The organism is Flavobacterium sp. YO64, assembly GCF_004119505.1.
Classification (GTDB): domain Bacteria; phylum Bacteroidota; class Bacteroidia; order Flavobacteriales; family Flavobacteriaceae; genus Flavobacterium; species Flavobacterium oncorhynchi.
Genome location: NZ_NRQV01000012.1, coordinates 63,118 through 84,845, shown reverse-complemented (window position 1 = coordinate 84,845; position 21,728 = coordinate 63,118). Strand labels below are relative to the sequence as shown.

Below are 21,728 nucleotides of genomic sequence, written 5' to 3'. Positions count from 1 at the left end.
ATTTCGAAAAAAAAATATAATTTATTAATAAAAAAATAAAAATAATGAGTATTATAATTAAAGTTCACGCAAGACAAATTCTTGATTCTAGAGGAAATCCTACTATTGAAGTTGATGTAGTAACTGAAAATGGAGTTTTAGGTAGAGCTGCTGTTCCATCTGGAGCATCAACTGGAGAGCACGAAGCTGTTGAATTACGTGATGGAGGTAAAGCTTATCTTGGAAAAGGAGTTTTGAATGCAGTGAATAATGTAAATACTGTTATTGCTGAAGAATTAGTTGGAACTTCTGTTTTTGAACAAAACACAATTGACCAATTGATGATTGATTTAGATGGAACTCCAAATAAATCAAAATTGGGAGCTAATGCAATTTTAGGAGTTTCTCTTGCTGCTGCAAAAGCTGCTGCTAATGAACTTGGATTGCCATTGTACAGATATGTAGGTGGGGTTTCTGCTAATACATTACCTGTTCCGATGATGAATATTATCAACGGTGGTTCTCACTCAGATGCGCCTATCGCATTTCAAGAGTTTATGATTTTCCCTGTAAAAGCAACTTCTTTTACGCATTCTATGCAAATGGGGACTGAAATTTTCCACAGTTTGAAAAAAGTATTACACGACAGAGGTTTAAGTACAGCTGTTGGTGATGAAGGAGGTTTTGCTCCAAACTTAGCTGGTGGTACTGAAGATGCTTTAGATACTATTAAATTAGCAGTTGAAAAAGCGGGTTATACTTTTGGAGACGAAATTATGATCGCTCTTGACTGTGCAGCTTCTGAATTTTATGTAAACGGAAAATACGATTATACTAAATTTGAAGGTGAAACTGGAAAAATTAGAACTTCTGAAGAGCAAGCTGATTATTTAGCTGAACTTGCTGCTAAATATCCAATTATTTCTATCGAAGATGGTATGTATGAAGATGACTGGAATGGATGGAAATACTTAACTGAAAAAATTGGAGATAAAGTACAATTAGTAGGTGATGATTTATTTGTTACAAACGTTGCTCGTTTGTCTACAGGTATTGAAAAAGGAATTGCAAATTCAATTTTAGTTAAAGTAAACCAAATTGGAACTTTGACAGAAACTATTGCTGCTGTAAATATGGCTAAAAATGCTGGATACACTTCAGTAATGTCACACCGTTCAGGAGAAACTGAAGATAATACAATTGCTGACTTAGCTGTTGCATTAAACTGTGGGCAAATCAAAACGGGTTCTGCTTCACGTTCAGATCGTATGGCAAAATACAACCAATTATTAAGAATTGAGGAAGAATTAGGAAGTACTGCTTATTTCCCTGGCTTAAACGCTTTCAAGATAAAATAATTGTAAGAGTTATATGTTAAGATTAAACCATTCGTTTGTTCGAATGGTTTTTTTTTGGAGTTTTAACAAATTCATAGCAGGATTCTTTTTTTAATTAGTCTTAAATTCCTTAGATTTGATAAATTATTATTTTAAAGAATTATTTCCGATTATATTATGTCAAAAATAGCTACATTAGAAGTAGATGGTAAGAAAATTGAACTTCCTGTAATTACTGGAAGCGAAAATGAATCTGCTATCGATATTAACAAATTACGTGATTTAACTGGTGTTATTACAATTGACCCAGGTTATAAAAACTCTGGATCTTGTACAAGTGAAATCACTTTCTTGGATGGAGAATTAGGGATTTTACGTTACAGAGGATATTCAATCGAAGACTTAGCTGAAAAAGCTAACTTTTTAGAGGTTTCTTATCTTTTGATTTTTGGCGAATTACCAACTGCTCAACAATTGGAGCAGTTTGAAAATGGTATCAAAAAACATACTTTGGTAAACGAAGAAATGAAAAATATCATTGATGGTTTTCCAAAAACAGCTCATCCAATGGGAGTTTTATCTGCTTTGACAAGTGCTTTAACAGCATTTAATCCAAAAGCAGTAAACGTTGAGAATGAGAAAGAAATGTACGAGGCGATTTGCAAAACAATGGGTAAATTCCTTGTAATTGCTACTTGGACTTATAGAAAATCGATGGGTTACCCATTGAATTATTATGATAATACACAGGGTTATGTAGAAAACTTTATGCAATTAATGTTTAAATTGCCTACAGGACCTTATTCAGCAAATCCTGTTGTAGTTGATGCATTAGATAAATTGTTTATTCTTCACGCAGATCACGAGCAAAACTGTTCTACTTCAACGGTAAGAATGGTAGGTTCGTCTCATGCTGGATTATTTGCTTCAATATCTGCAGGAGTTTCTGCATTATGGGGGCCGCTTCATGGTGGTGCAAACCAAGCAGTGCTTGAAATGTTAGAAGAAATTAATAAAGATGGTGGTGATACTGATAAATTCTTAGCTAAAGCAAAAGACAAAAATGATCCTTTCCGTTTAATGGGATTTGGTCATAGAGTTTATAAAAACTTTGATCCAAGAGCAAGAATCATTAAAAAAGCAGCTAAAGAAGTTTTAGAAACTTTAGGTGTTGAAGATCCAATTCTTGAAATTGCTAAAAAATTAGAGGCAGCTGCTCTTGAAGATGAATACTTCAAATCAAGAAACTTATATCCAAACGTAGATTTCTATTCTGGAATTATTTACAGAGCATTAGGGATTCCTACAGATATGTTTACAGTAATGTTTGCAATTGGAAGATTACCAGGATGGATCGCACAATGGAAAGAAATGCGTGAAAACAAAGAACCAATTGGAAGGCCTAGACAAATTTATACTGGACACCCTTTAAGAGACTTCAAGTCTAATAAATAAAAAAACTAAAGCTTTACTTAACTGTAAAGCTTTTTTTATCTTTGTTCAAAATATAATAGAATTATGTTGCAATTAAATATAAAGAACGAAACTTCAAGACTGCGGGCCGTAGTTTTGGGTTCTGCGGTTCATAATGGGCCAACTCCAACTTTAGATGAAGCCTATGACCCTAAATCATTGGAACATATTAAAGCAGGGACATATCCGGTTGAAAAAGATATGGTTGCTGAGATGGAAGCTTTTAATGTTGTTTTTCAAAAGTATGATGTAAAAGTTTATCGTCCAGAAATGATTGAAAATTACAATCAGATTTTTGCGAGAGATATTGGTTTTGTAATTGATGATACTTTTGTTAAATCGAATATTTTACCTGATAGAGAGCGTGAATTAGATGCAATTCAATACATAATTGATCAAATCGATCCATTAAAAGTAGTTCGTCCGCCCGAAGAAGTTCATATCGAAGGTGGTGACGTTATGTTATGGAATGATTATATTTTTATTGGAACTTATAAAGGAAGTGATTATAAGGATTACATTACTGCAAGAACCAATATGCAAGGTGTCAATTTTATTAAAGAGTTGTTTCCTAATAAAATTGTCAAGGAATTTGATTTAGTCAAATCAAAATTAGAAGCACGTGACAATGCACTACATTTAGATTGCTGTTTTCAGCCTGTAGGGAAAGATAAAGGGATTATCTACAAAAGAGGTTTTCGTGAGGAAGCTGATTATACTTATTTGGTGAACCTTTTTGGGAAAGAAAATTTATTTCATATCGAAAGAAATGAAATGTATAATATGTTTTCGAATGTATTTTCAATTGATGAAAATGTAGTGGTTTCCGAGAAAAACTTCACACGATTAAACAATTGGCTTCGAGCAAACGGATTTATTGTTGAAGAAATACCTTATGCTGAAATTGCAAAACAAGAAGGATTGTTAAGATGTTCAACTTTGCCATTAATTAGAGATTAAATATCGTTTTAAATTTCAGGTTTCAAGTTTTTCTTAACCTGACATAAAACCTGAAACAAAATATATAAAATGAAACAAACAACAAATGCAATTGTGATGATTCGGCCGGTTGCTTTCAGAATGAATGAGCAGACTGCTGTAAATAATTATTATCAAAAAGTATTAGATGGACTTTTGCCAAGTACAGTAAACGCAAAAGCACAACAAGAGTTTGATGCTTTTGTAGAAAAACTTAGAGCAGTAGGTGTCGATGTTACGGTTATAGAGGATACTTTAGAAACTGATACTCCAGATAGTATTTTTCCAAACAACTGGGTTTCGTTTCATGAAAATGGCGATGTTGCACTTTATCCTATGTTTGCTGAAAATCGCCGTCAGGAACGTCGCGAAGATATTTTAGATATCCTTGAAGAAAAGGGATTTGAAATTTCTAATATAATGGATTATACTTCTGCAGAAGATGATGGTTATTTTTTAGAAGGAACTGGAAGTTTACTTTTAAATCGTGCCAATGCAAAAGCATATTGTGCTTTATCTCCTCGTGCTGATGAAGAATTGTTTATAGAATTTTGTGAAGATTTTGATTATGCTCCAGTAATTTTTGAAGCTTTTCAAACTGTTGATGGTGAACGCAAGTTGATTTATCACACTAATGTGATGATGTGTTTAGGAGAAACCTTTGCTGTAATTTGTGCAGATTCAATTGATGATAAAAAAGAGCGTAAAATGGTTCTTGAAAATCTAAAAGCTGATAAAAAGGAAATCATTTTAATTACAGAAGCTCAAGTGAATAATTTTGCAGGCAATATGTTGGAAGTTAGAGGTACAAACGATAAGAAATATATCGTAATGAGTGCTTCTGCACATCAGAGTTTAACTCTTAAGCAAATTGAGCAATTAGAGAAGCATGCCGAGATTTTAAGCTCTAGTTTAGATACTATTGAGGCTTGCGGTGGTGGAAGTGCACGATGTATGATGGCTGAAGTTTTTCTACCGAGAAAATAAATTGCTTTAAAGTTTTAAAAAAAGGGATAAAAACAGTTTTTGTTTTTATCCCTTTTTTTGATGTATTTGAACCAAAAGTTACATCAAATTTCCTTTTACAATGTTTATTATAGAGCTTACAATATATTGAATTCCGATCGAGATAACTATAAAACCTACAATTCTTGAGATTGCAACAATTCCTGATGCTCCAAGGATTCGTGCTAGATAATGTGCGCTTTTTAAAATTAAAAAAATGGCAACGGCAATTGCTAGAATAGCTAGACATGAAATGATAATTTCTGTCATTTCATGATGCTCTTGATAAAATGCAATCAATAAAGAGATAGAACCTGGGCCAGCAAGCATTGGGATTGCTAATGGAGTAAGAGCAACATCATTTCTTTGTTGGGCGTCGGTTTCAACTTTTTTGTTGATTCCTCGTTTTTTATTAATTTTTCCAGAAAGTAATGAAAATCCCGAGTTTACAATCACAATACCTCCAGCAATCCGAAGTGCATCAATACTAATTCCAAAAAAGCTTAAGACATATTGGCCAATAAAAAAGGAAACAATTAAAATGATAAAAACATTTATAGCAGTCCATAACGAAATTCGAGAACGCTCCTCTTGAGAATCATGCTGTGTTAGTCCAACAAAAATAGGGACAGTACCAATTGGGTTTAATACAGAAAAAAGGGCGGCAAATAAATAAATGAATAAATCCATATAGTGTGGGTTAGCGAAGTAAAAATAATCAAAATTTAGTATTTTGAAACATATTAACTTTATGATATTGTTTTTAATAGTAGTAATTCTAAATCAATATCATAAAGCGAACCTCGTTCTTTTTAATTACTTTTGTGACATATTTAAAAATCAATGAAAAACAAAAAAACACTAGTTCTGGGAGCAACTACAAAACCAGAACGTTACGCTTTTAAAGCGATAAATATGCTCGTTCAAAAAGGACATACCGTTTTAGCAATTGGTCAAAATACAGGTGAAGTTGCGGGGGTGAAAATTTATACTAAAGCGATACCTGTTAAGAATATTGATACAGTTACACTTTATTTGAATCCAGCTCGTCAGCGCGATTATTACAATTATATTATTGAAGCGCAACCAAAAAGAGTAGTTTTTAATCCGGGAACCGAAAATCCTGAATTGTATCAATTGTTAGAATTAAATAATATAAAAGCAGAAGTTGCTTGTACGTTAGTATTATTAGCTACAAATCAATACTAGTTTCTTATAGTGCTTAATAGAGTTGTTTAAAGTTTTAATTCTGAATATCTTAGGTGTATTGTTTGTCTGAGGCGTAAAGAATATCAGAACAGTTAATAGATAAACATAAATATCGGATTTAGTTTTTCCAAAAATTACTAAACCATTACTTTTGTCATCATGGAATTTTCATCAAAATTAATAGAAAAAGCAGTCAATGAAATGTCGCAATTACCTGGAATAGGTAAGCGAACGGCATTACGATTGGTGCTTCATTTATTAAAACAGCCTAAAGAACAAACAGGCTTTTTGTCTCAAGCATTGATAAATATGCGAGAGGATATTAAGTTTTGTGAAAGTTGTCATAATATTTCTGATACAAAGGTTTGTGAAATTTGTGCAAATCAACTTAGAAACCACCAAACAATTTGTGTAGTCGAAGATATTCGGGATGTAATGGCAATTGAAAATACGGGACAATATAAAGGGATTTATCACGTATTAGGAGGTAAAATTTCTCCAATCGAAGGAGTTGGACCTAGTCAGTTAAATATTTCTAGTTTAGTTGAAAAAGTAAGATCGGGGAAAGTGATCGAGATTATTTTTGCATTAAGTTCAACTATGGAAGGAGATACGACGAATTTTTATATTTATAAACAAATTGCGGATTCAGAAATCGTTTTGTCTACAATTGCAAGAGGAATATCTGTTGGAGATGAATTGGAATACGCCGATGAGATTACACTAGGCAGAAGTATTTTGCATCGAGTTCCGTTCGAAAAAACATTTAAAAACAATTAAGTTAATTCCTATTAATTTTATTGATAAAGCTGTAGGAAAAGCTATATTTGTTGATAAAAAAAATAATGACAAGAATGTTCTTTTATTTATTGTTATCACTGAGCGTGTTATTTACATCCTGTATCCCGGTGAAAGACCTTACTTATCTGCAAGATAAAAATACATCAATTGAGCAAAGTAATATTTCAGTTGTACAATCAAAACCTTATCGACTGCAAGTAAGTGATATTTTAAAAATTAACATAAAAGCAATAGACCCTAAACTGGTGTCGATTTTTAATACAACCGAAAATAATGTGGATGTTGTAAAATCCGAGTCATCATTATATTTTGATGGCTTTACCGTTGATGATCATGGAAATATTCGAGTGCCTGTATTGGGAGAAATTAATGTAATGGGTTATACTCTAGAAGAAGTTCGTATTAAAATTGAAAAACAACTGCTTGAAGAGTATTTTAAAAGTGAAGCCAATATTTTTGTAACCGTAAAATTGGCTGGTTTTAGGTATACTATAAATGGAGAAGTGGGCAGCACGGGAACAAAAACGTTGTTTCAGGATCATGTAAATATTATGGAAGCTATTGCTAATTCAGGAGATATTACAACCGTTGGAAATAGAAAATCAGTAACCGTTATTCGTCAGACTGCAACAGGTGTTGAGATGAATGATATTGATTTGACAGATAAAAACGTAATGAAGTCACCTTACTATTATTTACAGCCAAACGATTATATATATGTCAAGCCGCTTAAACAAAAAACTTGGGGAACTGGTCAAACAGGAATCCAGTCTATTGGAACTATTATTACCTTGCTGTCATTGGCAACTACGGTATATTTAATTATAAAAAATTAAAACTTAATTCAGTAGATGCTAGATATAAAAGATTTTTCCTTTTTCGAGAATCATGCAAGTTTTGATTTTAAAGGTGTTTTATTAAAAATTGCAAGTTATTGGAAATGGTTTCTAGCTAGTTTAATAATTGCTTTCACAATTGCATATCAGGTTAATATTCGAAAAGAAAAAATATACGGATTGCAGACAATGATCTCAATTAAAGAAGAAAGAAATCCCTTTTTTACTTCAAATACAAGTTTGGTGTTTAATTGGGGTGGTATTTCAGATCAGGTAAATGGAATTTCTACAGTCCTGCTGTCAAGATCACATAATGAGCTGGTTGTTGATAAGTTACAATTTTATATCGACTATTTACAACAAGGAAAATACAATTTAATAGATTCTTACGGAGCTGTTCCTTTTTATGTAAGTATTGATAAAACGAAAGGGCAGCTTGCTAATACTTTAATAGGAATTAAATTTTTAAGCGAAACTGAATATCAAATTGAAATTCCTTTTGAAAATAATTCAGGTTCATTAATTAAATACTCTAGTAATTCGTATGAAACTACCTCTGTGGAGCCAGTTACATTTGTAAAAAAATATAAAGTTGGAGAACAGGTAGCTTTGCCTTTTTTAAATTGGAAATTACAAATTAATGACAACCCAGGTTTTTATAAAGGGAAAGAATATTTTGTAAAGTTTAATGACTTTGACAATACAGTATCAAATTATAAAAGAATAAGCATTGATAGTGATAAAGGCGGCGGGTCTATATTGACCTTAGGGATGCAGGGTACAAATAAAGCAAGAATGGTTGAGTATTTAAACTCGACAGTGAAAATGCTGATTAAAATGCAGCTCGATGGTAAAAATCAATTTGCTAACAATACAATAGCTTTTATTGATAGTACGCTTGTCGCAATGGAACATCAATTGAAAGAAACGGGTAATGAATTAAAATCTTTTAGAAAAGATAAAAATATATATAATATTGAAGACGGCGGGGTAAAAGTCTCAAATAAAATAATGGATTTTGATGTTGAAAAAGATCAAGTCACCAGAAAAATCTCTTATTATAATTCTTTAAAAACATATTTGAACAATAGTACAGATTATTCCAAGCTTCCAGCTCCATCAGTTGCTGGAATTGAAGACCAGAATATTGTTACTAATGTATCAAAGCTTATTATGCTTTCGACACAGCGCTCAGAAATGGCGTATGCGGTAAAAAGTGATAAGATTTTTAAAGATTTTGATAACCAAATGCAGGCCGTAAAAAGTGTTTTACTTGAAAATGTATCATCTGCAAATGCTTTATTGTTAAATGATTTGTCGTTAGTAAATACTAAAATAAGTCAGGCTGAAAGTACTGTGAAAAGACTTCCTGAAGAGCAACAGGAACTGTTGAAAATTAAAAGAAAATACGATTTAAATGATAATATTTATACTGAATTTCTTCAAAAAAGAAATGAAGCAGAAATTGTAAAAGCATCAAATTTATCAGATATTCATTTTATTGACCCAGCAAAAGATATTGGCGAGGGATTAATTGGTCCAAAAACTTCTATAAATTATATATTAGCATTGTTTTTAGGTATTTTGATTCCTTTATTATTTGTGTTAGGAATTTTCTTTTTGAATAATTCTATCCAAAATATTGAAGATATTATTAAATTGACTGCTATTCCCATAATTGGGGTTATAGGAGTTAATAAAGATGATGTAAAACTTGCAGTTTTTGATAAGCCAAAATCTGCTCTATCAGAAGCTTTCAGAGGAATTCGTTCTTCTTTGCAGTTTTTGTATAAAAGACAACAAGTAAGTGGTTCGAAAACACTCATGGTTACTTCTTCGATAAGCGGTGAAGGAAAAACATTTTGTTCGATAAATATTGCTACAGTATTTGCATTAAGCGAAAAGAAAACCGTTATTGTTGGTTTAGATTTAAGAAAGCCAAAATTGGCTGATGAATTTAATTTAGGTAATAATCAGTTGGGTGTAGTAAGCTATTTAATAAAACAGAATACACTAGATGAAATTGTAAATAAATCGCAAATCGCAAATTTAGATGTAATTCTTTCAGGGCCTATCCCGCCAAATCCTTCTGAGTTGATTTTAAGTGATTCAATGAGAGAATTGATTGAGGAGTTAAAGAAAAAGTATGATTATATTATTCTAGACACGCCTCCTGTTGGTTTGGTGTCAGATGCGTTAGAATTAGTTCAATATGCTGATGTTACTTTGTATATTGTCAGACAAAACTATACTAAAAAAGATATGATTACGTTGCTGAATAATAGAATCGAAAGAAGAGAGATAAGTAACGCCAGTATTATTTTGAACAGCTATGAAAACAAGGCTAAATATGGTTCAGCATATGGATATGGTTATGGCTATGGTGCTTATGCCAATGGATATCATGATGAAGATAAGAAGAATGGAATTTTGAATGCAATCTCTAATAAAATCAAGAAAAAATAATTATACGTATGAAAACTTCAAGTCAGAATACAATTTTAATAACTGGTGGAGCGGGTTATATTGGCTCAAATTTATCTGAGTATTTTTTAGGATTGGGACATAAGGTGGTTTGTTTAGATAATTTTTCAACAGGTCATCGTCAGAATCTAAAAGATTTTTTAGAGAATCCAAACTTCAGATTAATCGAAGGAGATATTAGAAATATTGAAGATTGTAACTTAGCGGTTGCTGGGGTTGATTATGTTTTGCATCAAGCAGCACTAGGTTCTGTTCCAAGGTATATAAATGATCCAATTACAACAAATGATGTAAATGTTTTTTAAATATGTTAGTTGCTTCTCGTGATGCAAAAGTAAAGTGTTTTATTTATGCGGCAAGCTCTTCTACATATGGAGACTCTGAAGGTCTTCCAAAAGTTGAAGAAGTCATTGGGAAGTCATTATCTCCATATGCAATTACTAAATATGTAAACGAGTTATATGCAGAAATTTTTAGTAAAACATATGGTTTAGAAACTATCGGATTGCGTTATTTTAATGTTTTTGGAAGAAAACAAGATCTAAATGGTGCTTATGCGACTGTTATACCTAAATTTGTGATCCAGTTAATGCATTATGATAGACCAGTAATTAATGGAGATGGTAATTATTCACGAGATTTTACCTATATTGATAATGTAATTTAGATGAATGAATTGGATATGATGATTCAGGATGAAAAGGCCTTAAATACAGTTTATAATACTGCTTTTGGAGAGGGTAATACATTAAATGATTTAAAAGAATATTTATCTGAGTTTGATGCTAAGATTACTGATGTTGAAATTATATATGGAGTAAATAGAGCGGGTGATATACCGCATTCATTAGCCAGTATAGAAAAAGCAAAAAACATATTGGGATATAATCTGAAATTCTCTTTGCAACAAGGATTAAAAGAAGCAGTAAGGTGGTATTGGAATAAATTAAAATAAAATATAGAAAATAAAAAAGTAAATGGAAGTTACAAAAATTTGCTGCATTGGTGCCGGATATGTAGGAGGGCCTACAATGGCTGTAATTGCACAAAAATGTCCACATATTCAAGTTACAGTTGTTGATTTGAACGAACAAAGAATTAAAGATTGGAATGATCCAAATACAGATAATATTCCAATTTATGAACCAGGACTTTCGGCAATTGTTGCCGAAGCCAGAGGGAGAAATCTTTTCTTCTCAACAGAAGTTGAAAAAGCAATTGATGAAGCTCAGGTTATTTTTATATCTGTAAATACGCCAACTAAAACCTATGGTAAAGGTAAAGGAATGGCGGCAGATTTAAAATATATTGAATTATGCGCCAGACAAATTGCAAAAGTGGCTAAACAAAATAAAATAGTTGTAGAAAAGTCTACTTTGCCAGTTCGAACAGCTGAGGCAATAAAAAGTATTTTAGATAATACAGGAAATGGGGTTCAGTTTCAAATATTGTCAAATCCTGAATTTTTAGCTGAAGGGACTGCTGTAACAGATTTGTTAAATCCGGATCGAATTTTAATCGGAGGAGATACGACTGCAGAAGGTCAAGCGGCTATTAATGCCCTTGTAGATGTTTATGCAAATTGGGTAAGTAAAGATAAAATTTTGACAACTAATGTTTGGTCGTCAGAATTATCTAAGTTAACAGCAAATGCATTTTTGGCACAACGTATTTCATCAATAAATGCAATGTCTGAATTATGTGAGAAAACAGGTGCAGATGTTAATGAAGTTGCAAGGGCAATTGGTATGGACAGCCGAATTGGATCAAAATTTCTTAAAGCATCAGTTGGTTTTGGAGGTTCTTGTTTTCAAAAAGATATTTTGAACTTAGTGTATATTGCAAAGTCATATGGCTTAAATGAGGTGGCAGATTATTGGGAGCAGGTAATTATTATGAATGATCATCAAAAAAGAAGATTTTCAAATAAAATTGTTCAAACACTATACAATACAGTTGCAGATAAGAGAATTGCATTTTTAGGCTGGGCATTTAAGAAAGATACTAATGATACTCGTGAATCTGCGGCTATTTATGTGGCAGATGACTTAATTAATGAACAAGCCAAAATTTCAGTTTTTGATCCAAAAGTTTCACAAAGTAAAATGTTGAGCGATTTAAATTATCTAGAAACAAGAACTGCAGAAGAAAATAATACTGCTTTAGCTGTATTTGACGATGCTTACGACGCTTGTAATGGAGCACATGCCATTGCGGTTTTAACCGAATGGGATGAATTTACAGTTTGCAATTGGCAGAGAATTTATGATTCTATGCATAAGCCTGCTTTTGTTTTTGATGGTAGGAATATACTAAACGCAAAAGAATTAGAAGCAATCGGATTTATTTATAAAGGAATTGGTTCTTAATTGAATATTGGAATTGAAGTAAGAATAAAAGAAAATAAATATAAATGTTGGTTTTGAATATTTTGTTTCAGTTTAAAGAAAAAATATGAATTGGTACGTAGTATATACAAAACCTAAGCAGGAAAAAAAGGTAGCAGAAAGGCTCACTCAAATTGGAATTGAGTGTTATTGTCCTATAGTTACTCAAGTGAAACAATGGTCGGACAGAAAGAAAAAGATTGAGGTGCCGCTTTTTAATTCGTATGTTTTTGTGCAATTACAGGAAGGTGATCGCAATTCTGTTTTTCAAATTGCAGGAGTAGTCAGGTATTTGTTTTGGCTGGGTAAACCAGCTATTGTTAGGGATGAGGAAATTAAAAGTATTAAAGATAGTCTTAAGGCTTCTAATATTGCTGAAGTTTCTGTGAGTTCAATTCAAGTTGGAGACCGTATAAAGTTGGAATCTGGGGCTTTTAGTAATCAAAGTGCAATAGTACAAGAAGTATCCAATACCCATTATATTTTGGTTCTTGAATCTTTAGGTTGTGTGTTGAAGATAAAGTATAAGTAAAATAGATTAATTAAGCAATCAAGTACTGAAAAGCGGGAGTTGAAACTTCAAAAATGAAGTTTTATCTTCTGCTTTTTTTGAAATGGAATTTCTTACAGGTTGATTTGTAGGTGTTTGAAAAGTGTCGTGTTTTTTTATTTGTCAGATTTATTAGTATTACGGGAAACCGTATTGAATAAATTGACTTATTATCTTATATTTGCCGAAAATGAAATTAGAGTATCTGTGCCAAAACTATGTGGTTCAGAGTGGCGAAGCCGTGATTTTTGATGAATGAAACTTATAAAAAAGGAGTAGAATTGGAAGAAAACATAAAGATAGCTGTTATCGGGTTAGGTTATGTTGGCTTGCCACTTGCTAGGCTATTTGCTACAAAATACTCAGTTGTTGGGTTTGATATAAACAAATCAAGGGTTGAAAGTTTAAACTCTGGAATTGATTCAATTTTAGAAGTCGATGTTGATACTTTGAAAAAAGTACTGTTAGATTCACCTTCTAATGAAATTGGTCTGTTCTGCACAGACTCACTCAAGGATATTTCAAATTGTAATTATTTCATTGTTACAGTTCCTACTCCAGTCGATAAAAACAATCGTCCAGATTTAACACCATTATATAAATCAAGCGAGTCGATTGGCAAAGTATTAAAAAAGGGAGATATCGTAATCTATGAATCGACAGTTTATCCAAGTGTTACGGAAGAACAATGTGTTCCGGTTTTAGAAAGAGTTTCAGGATTAAAATTTAATGAAGATTTCTTCGCGGGATATTCACCAGAAAGAATTAATCCAGGCGATAAAGAATATACTGTTGAAAAAAAATTAAAAGTAACTTCTGGCTCACCCCCTGAAATTGGTTTAAAAGTCAATGCCCTTTATAAATCTGTAATTATTGCAGGGACTCACTTAGCTCCAACCGTTAAAGTTGCAGAAGCAGCTAAAGTTATCGAAAATTCCCAAAGAGATATAAATATTGCATTTGTTAATGAATTAGCAAAAATATTCAATTTAATGAATATTGATACGCAAGATGTATTGGCTACAGCAGCAACAAAATGGAATTTTTTATCGTTTAAGCCAGGGCTTGTTGGAGGGCACTGTATTGGTGTAGATCCTTATTATTTAGCGCAAAGAGCACAAGAATTTGGATATCATCCTGAAATAATTTTGGCAGGACGACGTTTAAATGACAGTATGGGAGAATATGTTGCTTCACAAATCGTGAAGTTAATGATAAAAAAGAGAATTTCTGTGAATGGAGCAAATCTGTTGATGCTTGGAATTACGTTTAAAGAAAATTGTCCCGATGTTCGGAACACAAAGATTGTTGATGTTGTAAAAGCATTAAAAGAATACGAAATAGTAGTTACAATTTACGATCCTTTAGCAAATGTTGAAGAGGTCGAAAAAGAATATAAATTAGAAACAATAAATTTTGCTCCAGAAGAAAAATTTGATGCAATTGTTTTAGGAGTCGAACATGCTGAATTTTTAAAACTAGAATTTGCAAAATTTCAAAAGGAGAATAGTTTATTATATAATATAAAAGGAGTTTTGGGTACTATAGTTGATAATAGGCTATAGTAGTTGAAATTTTTTTTTATTTAAAGAATAATGAAAACAAATAATTCAATCATACACGTGATTTTGACTGGAGGAGTAGGAAGCAGATTGTGGCCACTTTCTCGTAAAAGTCAACCCAAACAATATTTAGAGATTTTTGAGAATAAATCTTTGTTCGAGATGACAGTTGATCGCAATAGTCATTTGGTAGATAAAGTAATGGTAGTTGGTAACGTAGATAACCATCATTTAAGTAATAAGGTGATGGATAAAACCAATACCTCATATGTTAATATAGTTGAAGCTACACCTCGCAATACTGCCGCAGCTATTGCCTTTGCAGCATTTGCATCTAATCCAGATGAGATATTGATTGTAACTCCTTCTGATCATATTATTGATAAGATGGATGACTATAATAAAGCTATATGCGAAGCAATTGAAAAAGCTAAAGAAGGTTTTATTGTAACTTTTGGAATAATTCCAACCAAACCTGAAACTGGGTATGGCTATATTGAATCAAATGGTGATAAGGTAATTTCTTTTCGGGAGAAACCTAACGAAACCACTGCAAAGGATTTTATCGCTAGAGGGAATTTTTTATGGAATAGCGGAATGTTTTGTTTTAAAGCAGGTGTTTTACTTGAAGAATTAAAACAATTTCAATCAGATGTTTATGATAAATCTAAAGCAGTTTGGGAAGCTAGTAAAGATGGTTTTCTAAATTTAGAGTTATCATTACAGATTCCATCAATCAGTATTGATTATGCTGTAATGGAACGTAGTAAAAAAATTAAAGTTGTACCGGCTTCTTTTTCTTGGTCTGATTTAGGGTCATTCGAGTCAGTTTATGATTATTTGATTTCAAAAGGGCATCCAGTTGATGGAAATGGAAACCTTGTTATTGGTTGCGATAAACATACTATTTTTTTAGGATTAAAGAATGTTATTTTTGTTCATACAAATACAGCCAATTTAATTTTACAAAAAGAGAATTCACAAGATGTAAAGGATATATACAGTGAATTAGAAAAACAAAAATCAGAATTATTAAATTAATTGAAATAAAGATGAAAAAAATTCTTATAACAGGAGGTGCTGGTTTTATTGGATCACATGTAGTAAGACGTTTTGTTAATAAATATCCAGATTATCAAATTTTTAATTTAGATGCATTAACTTATGCTGGAAATCTTGAAAATATAAAAGATATTGAAAAAAAAGCCAATTATACTTTTGTAAAGGGTGATATTGTTGATGAAGTTTTTATAAATGAACTTTTTTCGTTATATGATTTTGATGGCGTTTTGCATTTAGCAGCAGAATCTCATGTTGATCGTTCAATCGAAGATCCTTTAGTATTTGTGAAGACAAATGTAATTGGAACAATGAATTTATTAAATGCAGCTAAGAATCAATGGAAAAATAATTTTGAAGGTAAAAGATTTTATCATATTAGCACCGATGAAGTTTACGGTTCATTAGGAGCTGAAGGTCTTTTTACTGAGACAACTTCTTATGATCCTAATTCACCATATTCTGCTTCAAAAGCAAGTTCAGATCATTTTGTTAGAGCTTACGGAGAAACATATAGCTTACCTTATGTTTTGACAAACTGTTCCAATAACTATGGATCATATCATTTTCCTGAAAAATTAATTCCGCTTTTTATAAATAACATTATAAATAATAAGTCTTTGCCAGTTTATGGTGATGGAAACTATACCCGCGATTGGCTTTTTGTTGAAGATCATGCTATTGCTATAGATTTGGTTTTTCATGAAGGAAAAAATCATGAAACTTATAACATAGGAGGTTTTAATGAATGGAAAAATATTGATCTGGTTAAGTTATTATGCCAGATTATGGATAAAAAATTAGGAAGAGAAGAAGGTAATTCTCAAGAATTGATTACTTATGTAAAAGATCGTCCGGGTCATGATTTACGTTATGCAATTGATGCTTCTAAAATTAATAAAGAATTAGGATGGAAACCGTCTGTAACTTTTGAAGAAGGTTTAGAAAAAACAATTGATTGGTATTTGAATAATGAAGAATGGCTCAAAAATATCACTTCAGGATTGTACAAGGATTATTATCAAAAACAATACTCATAAATAAAAAAATTTGGCGTAAGGCCTAATTTTAAGGTTAAAATTATAGGTAATATGAAAAAAATAACAAACGTTCTTATTCTATTTTTTATTTTATTAATGTCTTTGAATATAAATGCTCAGGACATTTTAAAATCTAAGGATTTAAGTACAATAAAAGTAGATTATTTGTCAGATGATGACATGGCTAATATTAGTGCTCAACTAAAAAGTAACAATGCTACAATTGATCAAGTAGAATCAATGGTATTGTCTAAGGGTATGAGTCAGTCTGAGTTTAATAAACTTAGAATTAAACTTAATGAGTTTGAAAAGAAAAGTGTCACTGCAAACGGTAAAGATAAGGGTAAAAAGTCAAATTCGACGGATAAAAATGCTGAAGGAGGAAGAAAACAAGAAACAATTAAAAATGATAAAGTAAAAGACACTGTTAATACATTGATTTTTGGTTCGGAGTTATTTGATAATCCAAGTTTAACTTTTGAACCAGACTTAAAGCTGGCGACGCCTATGAACTATGTTTTAGGGCCTGGAGATGAGTTACAAGTAAGTGTGTATGGAGTTCAAGAGTACAGTTCTAATCTTGAAGTTAGCGTTGAAGGTAGAATAGTAATTGATAATATAGGACAAATCTCTGTTTCAGGTATGTCAATTGAAGCGGCTACTCAGAAAATTAGAGCAGCAATTGCTAAGGTATATAGTACGGTTCGATCTGGACAATCTAAGGTTAGTGTCAGTTTAAGTCAAATACGAACTATGAAAATTACTATTGTTGGCGGAAAACAACCTGGAAATTATTCAATTTCATCATTAGCGACGGTTTACAATGCATTGCATTTAGCAGGTGGTCCTGGAAAAAACGGTAGTTATAGAAATATAGAATTAATACGTAACAATAAGGTTTATCGAAATATTGATATTTATAGATTTTTGGTAAAAGGAGATCAATCTGATAATGTTGGTTTGAAAGATAATGACGTGATCAGAATTCCGGCTTATAATCAAAGAGTTGTAGTTGAAGGAGAAGTAAAGAGACCTGGTATTTTTGAGATGAAAAATAGAGAGAAGTTTTCTGACTTATTAAATTTCGCCTCTGGATTTAATGAATTTGCTTATACAGCATCTGTAAAGGTCTTACAAAAAACAGGAAAAGAATTTAAGGTTCACGATGTAAACGAAAGTGATTTTGGTACCTATGTACCACAATCTGGAGATGTTTTTAAAATTACTAGAATTTTAAACCGCTTCGAAAACCGTATTAAAGTTGAAGGAGCAGTTTTTAGACCAGATTATTATTCTTTTACTGAAGGAATGAGGGTTTCAGATCTGATTACCCGATCTGAAGGACTTAAAGAAGATGCTTATATTAAACGAGCAAGAATTATTCGCTTAAAGAATGATTTAACTACTGAAATTGTTAATGTGAATTTAGCAAGTGCTTTAGCTGGAGATTTAAATGCTGATATTGAGCTAAGAAGAGAAGATATAGTAACAGTTTATTCTATTTTAGATTTCAGAGAAGAATACAAGGTGACTATTGATGGTGAAGTAAAAAATCCTGGTGAGTATGAATATTTTGAAAATTTGACACTAAATGATTTAGTAGTTCAGGTTGGTGGTTTAACAGGTTCTGCATCTAAAAGAGTTGAGGTCGCTAGGATGATGAAGTCAGATGAAATTGACGACGCTGATCCAAAACGTATTGAATTAGTTGAACTCGAAATTACAGCAGATAACAATGAACAAGTCAAAAATTTTATTTTAAAACCTTTTGATGTTATTAATATTCGTAAAATGGCAGTTTACGAAAAACCTGAAATGGTCAAAGTAAGCGGTGCAGTAAGTTATCCAGGGAAATATGTTTTGGCTAATAAAAAGGAAACCGTTTATAATGTTGTTATGAGAGCAGGAGGATTAACATCTATTGCTAATTTAGACGGAATGAAAATTAAAAGACCAATTAAACAAGAACAAATTGATAAAATAAAAAGTATCGATTTGAATTTGTCTAAAAATGATACTTTAAAAGAAAAATTGACTAAAAAGCTTAGAGAAGATTTAAAATATGCCACAATTCCTGTGGATTGGGAAAAAATTGTAAAAGATAAAAATCATTATTCGAATGTTACTTTATTCCCGGGTGATGAAATTGAAATTGCAGTTTATAATGAAGGAGTAAAAGTTACCGGAAATGTGTTGCTTACTTCTGAAATTCCATATAGAAAAGGAAAAGGATTTAAATATTATTTAAACTCGGTTGGAGGTGTTGATAATAAAGGCTGGAAGAAAAAAGCATATATTATTTATCCTAACGGCAAAGCAGCAGTTACTACTTCGTTCTTGTTTTTTAAATCATATCCTAGCGTTGAGCCAGACTCACAAATTGTAGTTCCAGAAAAACCCGAATCTAAAAAAATGTCTGCAGGCGAGTGGGTTGGTATAGGAGGTGTAGTATCTAGTTTAGCCTTACTTATTGTTACAGCTTTTAAATAAAAAAATAGATGGATAATAATAGAACTAATGAATCGGACGAAATTTCGTTAAAAGAATTATTTCAAAAGGTTAAAGAATGGCGTGTTTATTTGCTTTCAAAATGGAAAATTATTTTACTAGGAGGAATACTTGGAGCCATTTTGGGTTTAACCTATTCATATATAAATAAACCAATATATACTGCTACACTTTCTTTTGCGTTGGAAGACGACAAATCTGGTGGAGGAGGATTGGGAGGAGCATTAGGCTTAGCAAGTTCTTTTGGTTTGGATTTAGGAGCTAGTGGGGGTGGTGTGTTTACAGGTTCTAATTTAACAGAGTTATTTAAGTCTCGCAATATGGTGGAGAAAACCTTATTAACTTCTGTAATGATGAATGAAAAAAAAGTTTCCTTAGCTGAAATGTACATACAAAATAATAATTTGAGAGAAAACTGGAACCAACAGCCAGAACTCAAAAACATATATTTTTTGCCAGATACAAATCGCAAAGGATTTACGAGAGTGCATGATAGTATTTTAGGGATAATTTATAAGAATATATCAACAGGTAATTTGAGTGTTGCACAAAAAGACAAAAAAATTAACATTATTAATATTGATGTATCTTCTACAGATGAGATCTTTTCAGAACTTTTTTGTGAAGCTTTAGCCAGACAAGTTGGAGATTTTTATGTTGAAACTAAAAGTAAGAAGGCCAGGTTAAATATGGCCATTTTAGAACATCAGGTTGATTCAATACGTGGTGAATTAAATGGGGCTATTACTGGAGTAGCTGTTGCAAATGATAACACATTTAATTTGAATCCGGCTTTGAATGTTCGTCGTGCGCCTTCTGCTAGAAGACAAGTAGATGTTCAGGCGAATACAGCTATATTGACAGAATTAGTAAAACAAGCTGAACTAGCAAAAGTTACCTTAAGAAGAGAGACACCATTAATTCAAGTGATTGACAAACCAATATTACCTTTGCCAAAAGAGCGTTTTAGTAAGGCTAAGGGATTGATCTTAGGTGGTTTTTTTGGTGGATTCCTGATAATGTTGGGATTGACTATAAGAAAATTGCTTCGCGAGTTGATGTAGAATTTTTTTTTAATACACAGTAAATAGATAAGTAGAGTTGGAGTAAATTTCAGCAAAAAAGGATTATCTGTAATGTACTGTAAAAGCTAATAAAATAATAATTAAGATTTAAAATATAAGGATCTATGCCAAAATTATTCAATTCATTTATAAAAAAAGAAAAAATTATTTCTGTTACGGGGTTAGGTTATGTAGGCTTGCCACTTGCTTTAGAATTTGCTAAACATTTTAAAGTTATTGGGTTTGATATCAATGTAGCTCGTGTGGAATTGATGAAAAGAGGAATTGATCCTTCAAAAGAATTAGATTCTAATGCTTTTGAAGATTGTGATATTACTTTTACTTCTGATGTAGAAGATTTAAAAAGAGCTCATTTTCATATAATTGGTGTCCCAACAGATATTGATGAGAATAAAGTGCCAAATTTAAATCCATTGTTAGGGGCTTCACGAAGTGTTGGCTCAGCTTTAAAAAAAGGAGATTATGTTGTTTATGAGTCAACAGTTTATCCTGGTTGTACAGAAGAAGATTGTGTACCAATACTTGAAAATATTTCGGGATTAAAAGCGGGCAATGATTTCAAATTTGGTTATAGCCCTGAACGAATTGTACCGGGCGATAAAGTAAAGACATTAACGAATATTTTAAAAATAGTTTCAGGTAATGATGAAGAGGCTTTAGAAGTTATCTCAGAGATATATGGAAAAATAATTAAAGCTGGATTACACAAAGCGGAATCAATAAAAGTAGCTGAAGCGGCAAAAGTCATTGAAAATACACAGCGCGATATCAATATTTCCTTGATGAATGAATTGGCTATTATTTTTGACAAAATGGGCATTGATACAAAAGCAGTAATTGAGGCAGCTGGTACAAAATGGAATTTTCATAAGTATCAACCTGGATTAGTTGGAGGACATTGTATTAGTGTTGACCCTTTTTATTTAATGCATAAAGCGAAGCAATTAGGTATTGATCCGCAGGTTATTGCGGCGGGAAGACGTGTAAATGATTTTATACCTAGTTTTATTGCGAAGAGAATTGTACAGGCGTTAATAGAACAAGATAAAAATCCTGGAAAATCTAAGGTCTTAGTAATGGGGATTACATTCAAAGAGGATGTATCCGATATCCGAAATTCAAAAGTCGTAGATCTAGTTAAAGAATTAATGGATTATTCGATTCATGTTCATGTTATAGATCCACACGGATGTCCAAATGAACTGGCTCATGAGTATGGAGTTACATTGATTGAAAAGCCGGTCGGATTATATGATATTATTGTACTGGCTGTAGGACATAATGAATACATTCAGATGACAGTAGAAGATTTTCAGAAGTTATCTAAAGATGAAATTTTTATGTTTGATATAAAAGGGATAAAAAATCCAAAGGAATTTAAAAATTATTGGAGGTTGTAAGTGACCTATAATTTTAAAAAAAAATATTCTTGTTT

General features: G+C 31.8%; 17 protein-coding genes and 1 pseudogene. 17 read left to right on the top strand and 1 reads right to left on the bottom strand.

The window, feature by feature from the left end; all coding sequences use genetic code 11:
• The first annotated feature begins 44 nt into the window (after positions 1–44).
• The 4 genes from eno (at position 45) to ctlX (ending at position 4,754) form a co-directional block, all read left to right on the top strand.
• Positions 45–1,337 (top strand): phosphopyruvate hydratase, encoded by a 1,293-nt coding sequence (eno, locus tag BOW57_RS10545; RefSeq protein ID WP_089055320.1) that lies wholly within the window; start codon positions 45–47, stop codon positions 1,335–1,337.
• A gap of 156 nt (positions 1,338–1,493) precedes the next feature.
• Positions 1,494–2,771: a citrate synthase gene (locus BOW57_RS10540; RefSeq protein ID WP_089055319.1), complete on the top strand. Its 1,278-nt coding sequence runs from the start codon at positions 1,494–1,496 to the stop codon at positions 2,769–2,771.
• 63 nt (positions 2,772–2,834) lie between these two features.
• Positions 2,835–3,749, top strand: coding sequence for a dimethylarginine dimethylaminohydrolase family protein (locus BOW57_RS10535; RefSeq protein WP_129054132.1), 915 nt, complete (start codon positions 2,835–2,837; stop codon positions 3,747–3,749).
• A gap of 69 nt (positions 3,750–3,818) precedes the next feature.
• The gene (gene ctlX / locus BOW57_RS10530) at positions 3,819–4,754 is read left to right on the top strand and encodes a citrulline utilization hydrolase CtlX (RefSeq protein ID WP_129054129.1); all 936 of its coding nucleotides are present in this window, start codon (positions 3,819–3,821) and stop codon (positions 4,752–4,754) included.
• 78 nt (positions 4,755–4,832) lie between these two features.
• On the opposite strand, the gene BOW57_RS10525 is transcribed toward ctlX, so the two are convergent.
• Positions 4,833–5,462 carry a MarC family NAAT transporter gene (locus tag BOW57_RS10525; RefSeq protein ID WP_089055316.1) on the bottom strand — a complete coding sequence of 210 codons (630 nt, stop codon included), beginning with the start codon at positions 5,460–5,462 and terminating at the stop codon, positions 4,833–4,835.
• A 153-nt stretch (positions 5,463–5,615) separates the two neighbouring features.
• On the opposite strand from BOW57_RS10525, the gene BOW57_RS10520 reads away from it, so the two are divergent.
• The 13 genes and pseudogenes from BOW57_RS10520 to BOW57_RS10460 all read left to right on the top strand — a co-directional run bounded on the left by BOW57_RS10520 (position 5,616) and on the right by BOW57_RS10460 (position 21,693).
• On the top strand, positions 5,616–5,981 hold the full coding sequence (locus BOW57_RS10520) for a CoA-binding protein (RefSeq protein WP_089055315.1): 366 nt from the start codon (positions 5,616–5,618) through the stop codon (positions 5,979–5,981).
• 159 nt (positions 5,982–6,140) lie between these two features.
• On the top strand, positions 6,141–6,761 hold the full coding sequence (gene recR, locus BOW57_RS10515; RefSeq protein WP_129054127.1) for a recombination mediator RecR: 621 nt from the start codon (positions 6,141–6,143) through the stop codon (positions 6,759–6,761).
• 65 nt (positions 6,762–6,826) lie between these two features.
• Entirely contained in the window at positions 6,827–7,618 is a 792-nt protein-coding gene (locus BOW57_RS10510; RefSeq protein ID WP_129054126.1) for a polysaccharide biosynthesis/export family protein, read from the top strand.
• 15 nt (positions 7,619–7,633) lie between these two features.
• Positions 7,634–10,084: a polysaccharide biosynthesis tyrosine autokinase gene (locus tag BOW57_RS10505; RefSeq protein WP_129054124.1), complete on the top strand. Its 2,451-nt coding sequence runs from the start codon at positions 7,634–7,636 to the stop codon at positions 10,082–10,084.
• An 8-nt stretch (positions 10,085–10,092) separates the two neighbouring features.
• A pseudogene (locus BOW57_RS10500) lies at positions 10,093–11,057 on the top strand (NAD-dependent epimerase/dehydratase family protein).
• A 22-nt stretch (positions 11,058–11,079) separates the two neighbouring features.
• On the top strand, positions 11,080–12,471 hold the full coding sequence (locus BOW57_RS10495) for a nucleotide sugar dehydrogenase (protein WP_129054121.1): 1,392 nt from the start codon (positions 11,080–11,082) through the stop codon (positions 12,469–12,471).
• Between the two features lie 85 nt (positions 12,472–12,556).
• Positions 12,557–13,021, top strand: a complete 465-nt coding sequence (locus BOW57_RS10490; RefSeq protein ID WP_129054118.1) for a UpxY family transcription antiterminator — start codon at positions 12,557–12,559, stop codon at positions 13,019–13,021.
• Positions 13,022–13,290: 269 nt separating this feature from the next.
• Entirely contained in the window at positions 13,291–14,604 is a 1,314-nt protein-coding gene (locus tag BOW57_RS10485) for a nucleotide sugar dehydrogenase (RefSeq protein WP_164973692.1), read from the top strand.
• Between the two features lie 30 nt (positions 14,605–14,634).
• The gene (locus tag BOW57_RS10480; protein ID WP_129054116.1) at positions 14,635–15,642 is read left to right on the top strand and encodes a mannose-1-phosphate guanylyltransferase; all 1,008 of its coding nucleotides are present in this window, start codon (positions 14,635–14,637) and stop codon (positions 15,640–15,642) included.
• A gap of 11 nt (positions 15,643–15,653) precedes the next feature.
• The gene (rfbB, locus tag BOW57_RS10475) at positions 15,654–16,700 is read left to right on the top strand and encodes a dTDP-glucose 4,6-dehydratase (RefSeq protein ID WP_129054114.1); all 1,047 of its coding nucleotides are present in this window, start codon (positions 15,654–15,656) and stop codon (positions 16,698–16,700) included.
• Between the two features lie 51 nt (positions 16,701–16,751).
• Positions 16,752–19,190 carry an SLBB domain-containing protein gene (locus BOW57_RS10470; protein WP_129054112.1) on the top strand — a complete coding sequence of 813 codons (2,439 nt, stop codon included), beginning with the start codon at positions 16,752–16,754 and terminating at the stop codon, positions 19,188–19,190.
• An 8-nt stretch (positions 19,191–19,198) separates the two neighbouring features.
• Positions 19,199–20,272 (top strand): Wzz/FepE/Etk N-terminal domain-containing protein, encoded by a 1,074-nt coding sequence (locus BOW57_RS10465; protein ID WP_129054109.1) that lies wholly within the window; start codon positions 19,199–19,201, stop codon positions 20,270–20,272.
• Positions 20,273–20,397: 125 nt separating this feature from the next.
• Positions 20,398–21,693, top strand: a complete 1,296-nt coding sequence (locus tag BOW57_RS10460; protein WP_129054107.1) for a nucleotide sugar dehydrogenase — start codon at positions 20,398–20,400, stop codon at positions 21,691–21,693.
• The last annotated feature ends 35 nt before the right edge of the window (positions 21,694–21,728 follow it).

Excerpts from the sequence above, each read along its gene's own strand:
- BOW57_RS10480 (WP_129054116.1), top strand. The coding sequence starts at position 14,635 with ATGAAAACAAATAATTCAATCATACACGTGATTTTGACTGGAGGAGTA.
- BOW57_RS10520 (WP_089055315.1), top strand. The coding sequence starts at position 5,616 with ATGAAAAACAAAAAAACACTAGTTCTGGGAGCAACTACAAAACCAGAA.
- rfbB (WP_129054114.1), top strand. The coding sequence starts at position 15,654 with ATGAAAAAAATTCTTATAACAGGAGGTGCTGGTTTTATTGGATCACAT.
- BOW57_RS10485 (WP_164973692.1), top strand. The coding sequence starts at position 13,291 with ATGAATGAAACTTATAAAAAAGGAGTAGAATTGGAAGAAAACATAAAG.
- BOW57_RS10465 (WP_129054109.1), top strand. The coding sequence starts at position 19,199 with ATGGATAATAATAGAACTAATGAATCGGACGAAATTTCGTTAAAAGAA.
- BOW57_RS10535 (WP_129054132.1), top strand. The coding sequence starts at position 2,835 with ATGTTGCAATTAAATATAAAGAACGAAACTTCAAGACTGCGGGCCGTA.
- recR (WP_129054127.1), top strand. The coding sequence starts at position 6,141 with ATGGAATTTTCATCAAAATTAATAGAAAAAGCAGTCAATGAAATGTCG.
- BOW57_RS10470 (WP_129054112.1), top strand. The coding sequence starts at position 16,752 with ATGAAAAAAATAACAAACGTTCTTATTCTATTTTTTATTTTATTAATG.
- ctlX (WP_129054129.1), top strand. The coding sequence starts at position 3,819 with ATGAAACAAACAACAAATGCAATTGTGATGATTCGGCCGGTTGCTTTC.
- BOW57_RS10460 (WP_129054107.1), top strand. The coding sequence starts at position 20,398 with ATGCCAAAATTATTCAATTCATTTATAAAAAAAGAAAAAATTATTTCT.
- BOW57_RS10525 (WP_089055316.1), bottom strand. The coding sequence starts at position 5,462 with ATGGATTTATTCATTTATTTATTTGCCGCCCTTTTTTCTGTATTAAAC.
- BOW57_RS10505 (WP_129054124.1), top strand. The coding sequence starts at position 7,634 with ATGCTAGATATAAAAGATTTTTCCTTTTTCGAGAATCATGCAAGTTTT.
- BOW57_RS10495 (WP_129054121.1), top strand. The coding sequence starts at position 11,080 with ATGGAAGTTACAAAAATTTGCTGCATTGGTGCCGGATATGTAGGAGGG.
- eno (WP_089055320.1), top strand. The coding sequence starts at position 45 with ATGAGTATTATAATTAAAGTTCACGCAAGACAAATTCTTGATTCTAGA.
- BOW57_RS10510 (WP_129054126.1), top strand. The coding sequence starts at position 6,827 with ATGACAAGAATGTTCTTTTATTTATTGTTATCACTGAGCGTGTTATTT.
- BOW57_RS10540 (WP_089055319.1), top strand. The coding sequence starts at position 1,494 with ATGTCAAAAATAGCTACATTAGAAGTAGATGGTAAGAAAATTGAACTT.
- BOW57_RS10490 (WP_129054118.1), top strand. The coding sequence starts at position 12,557 with ATGAATTGGTACGTAGTATATACAAAACCTAAGCAGGAAAAAAAGGTA.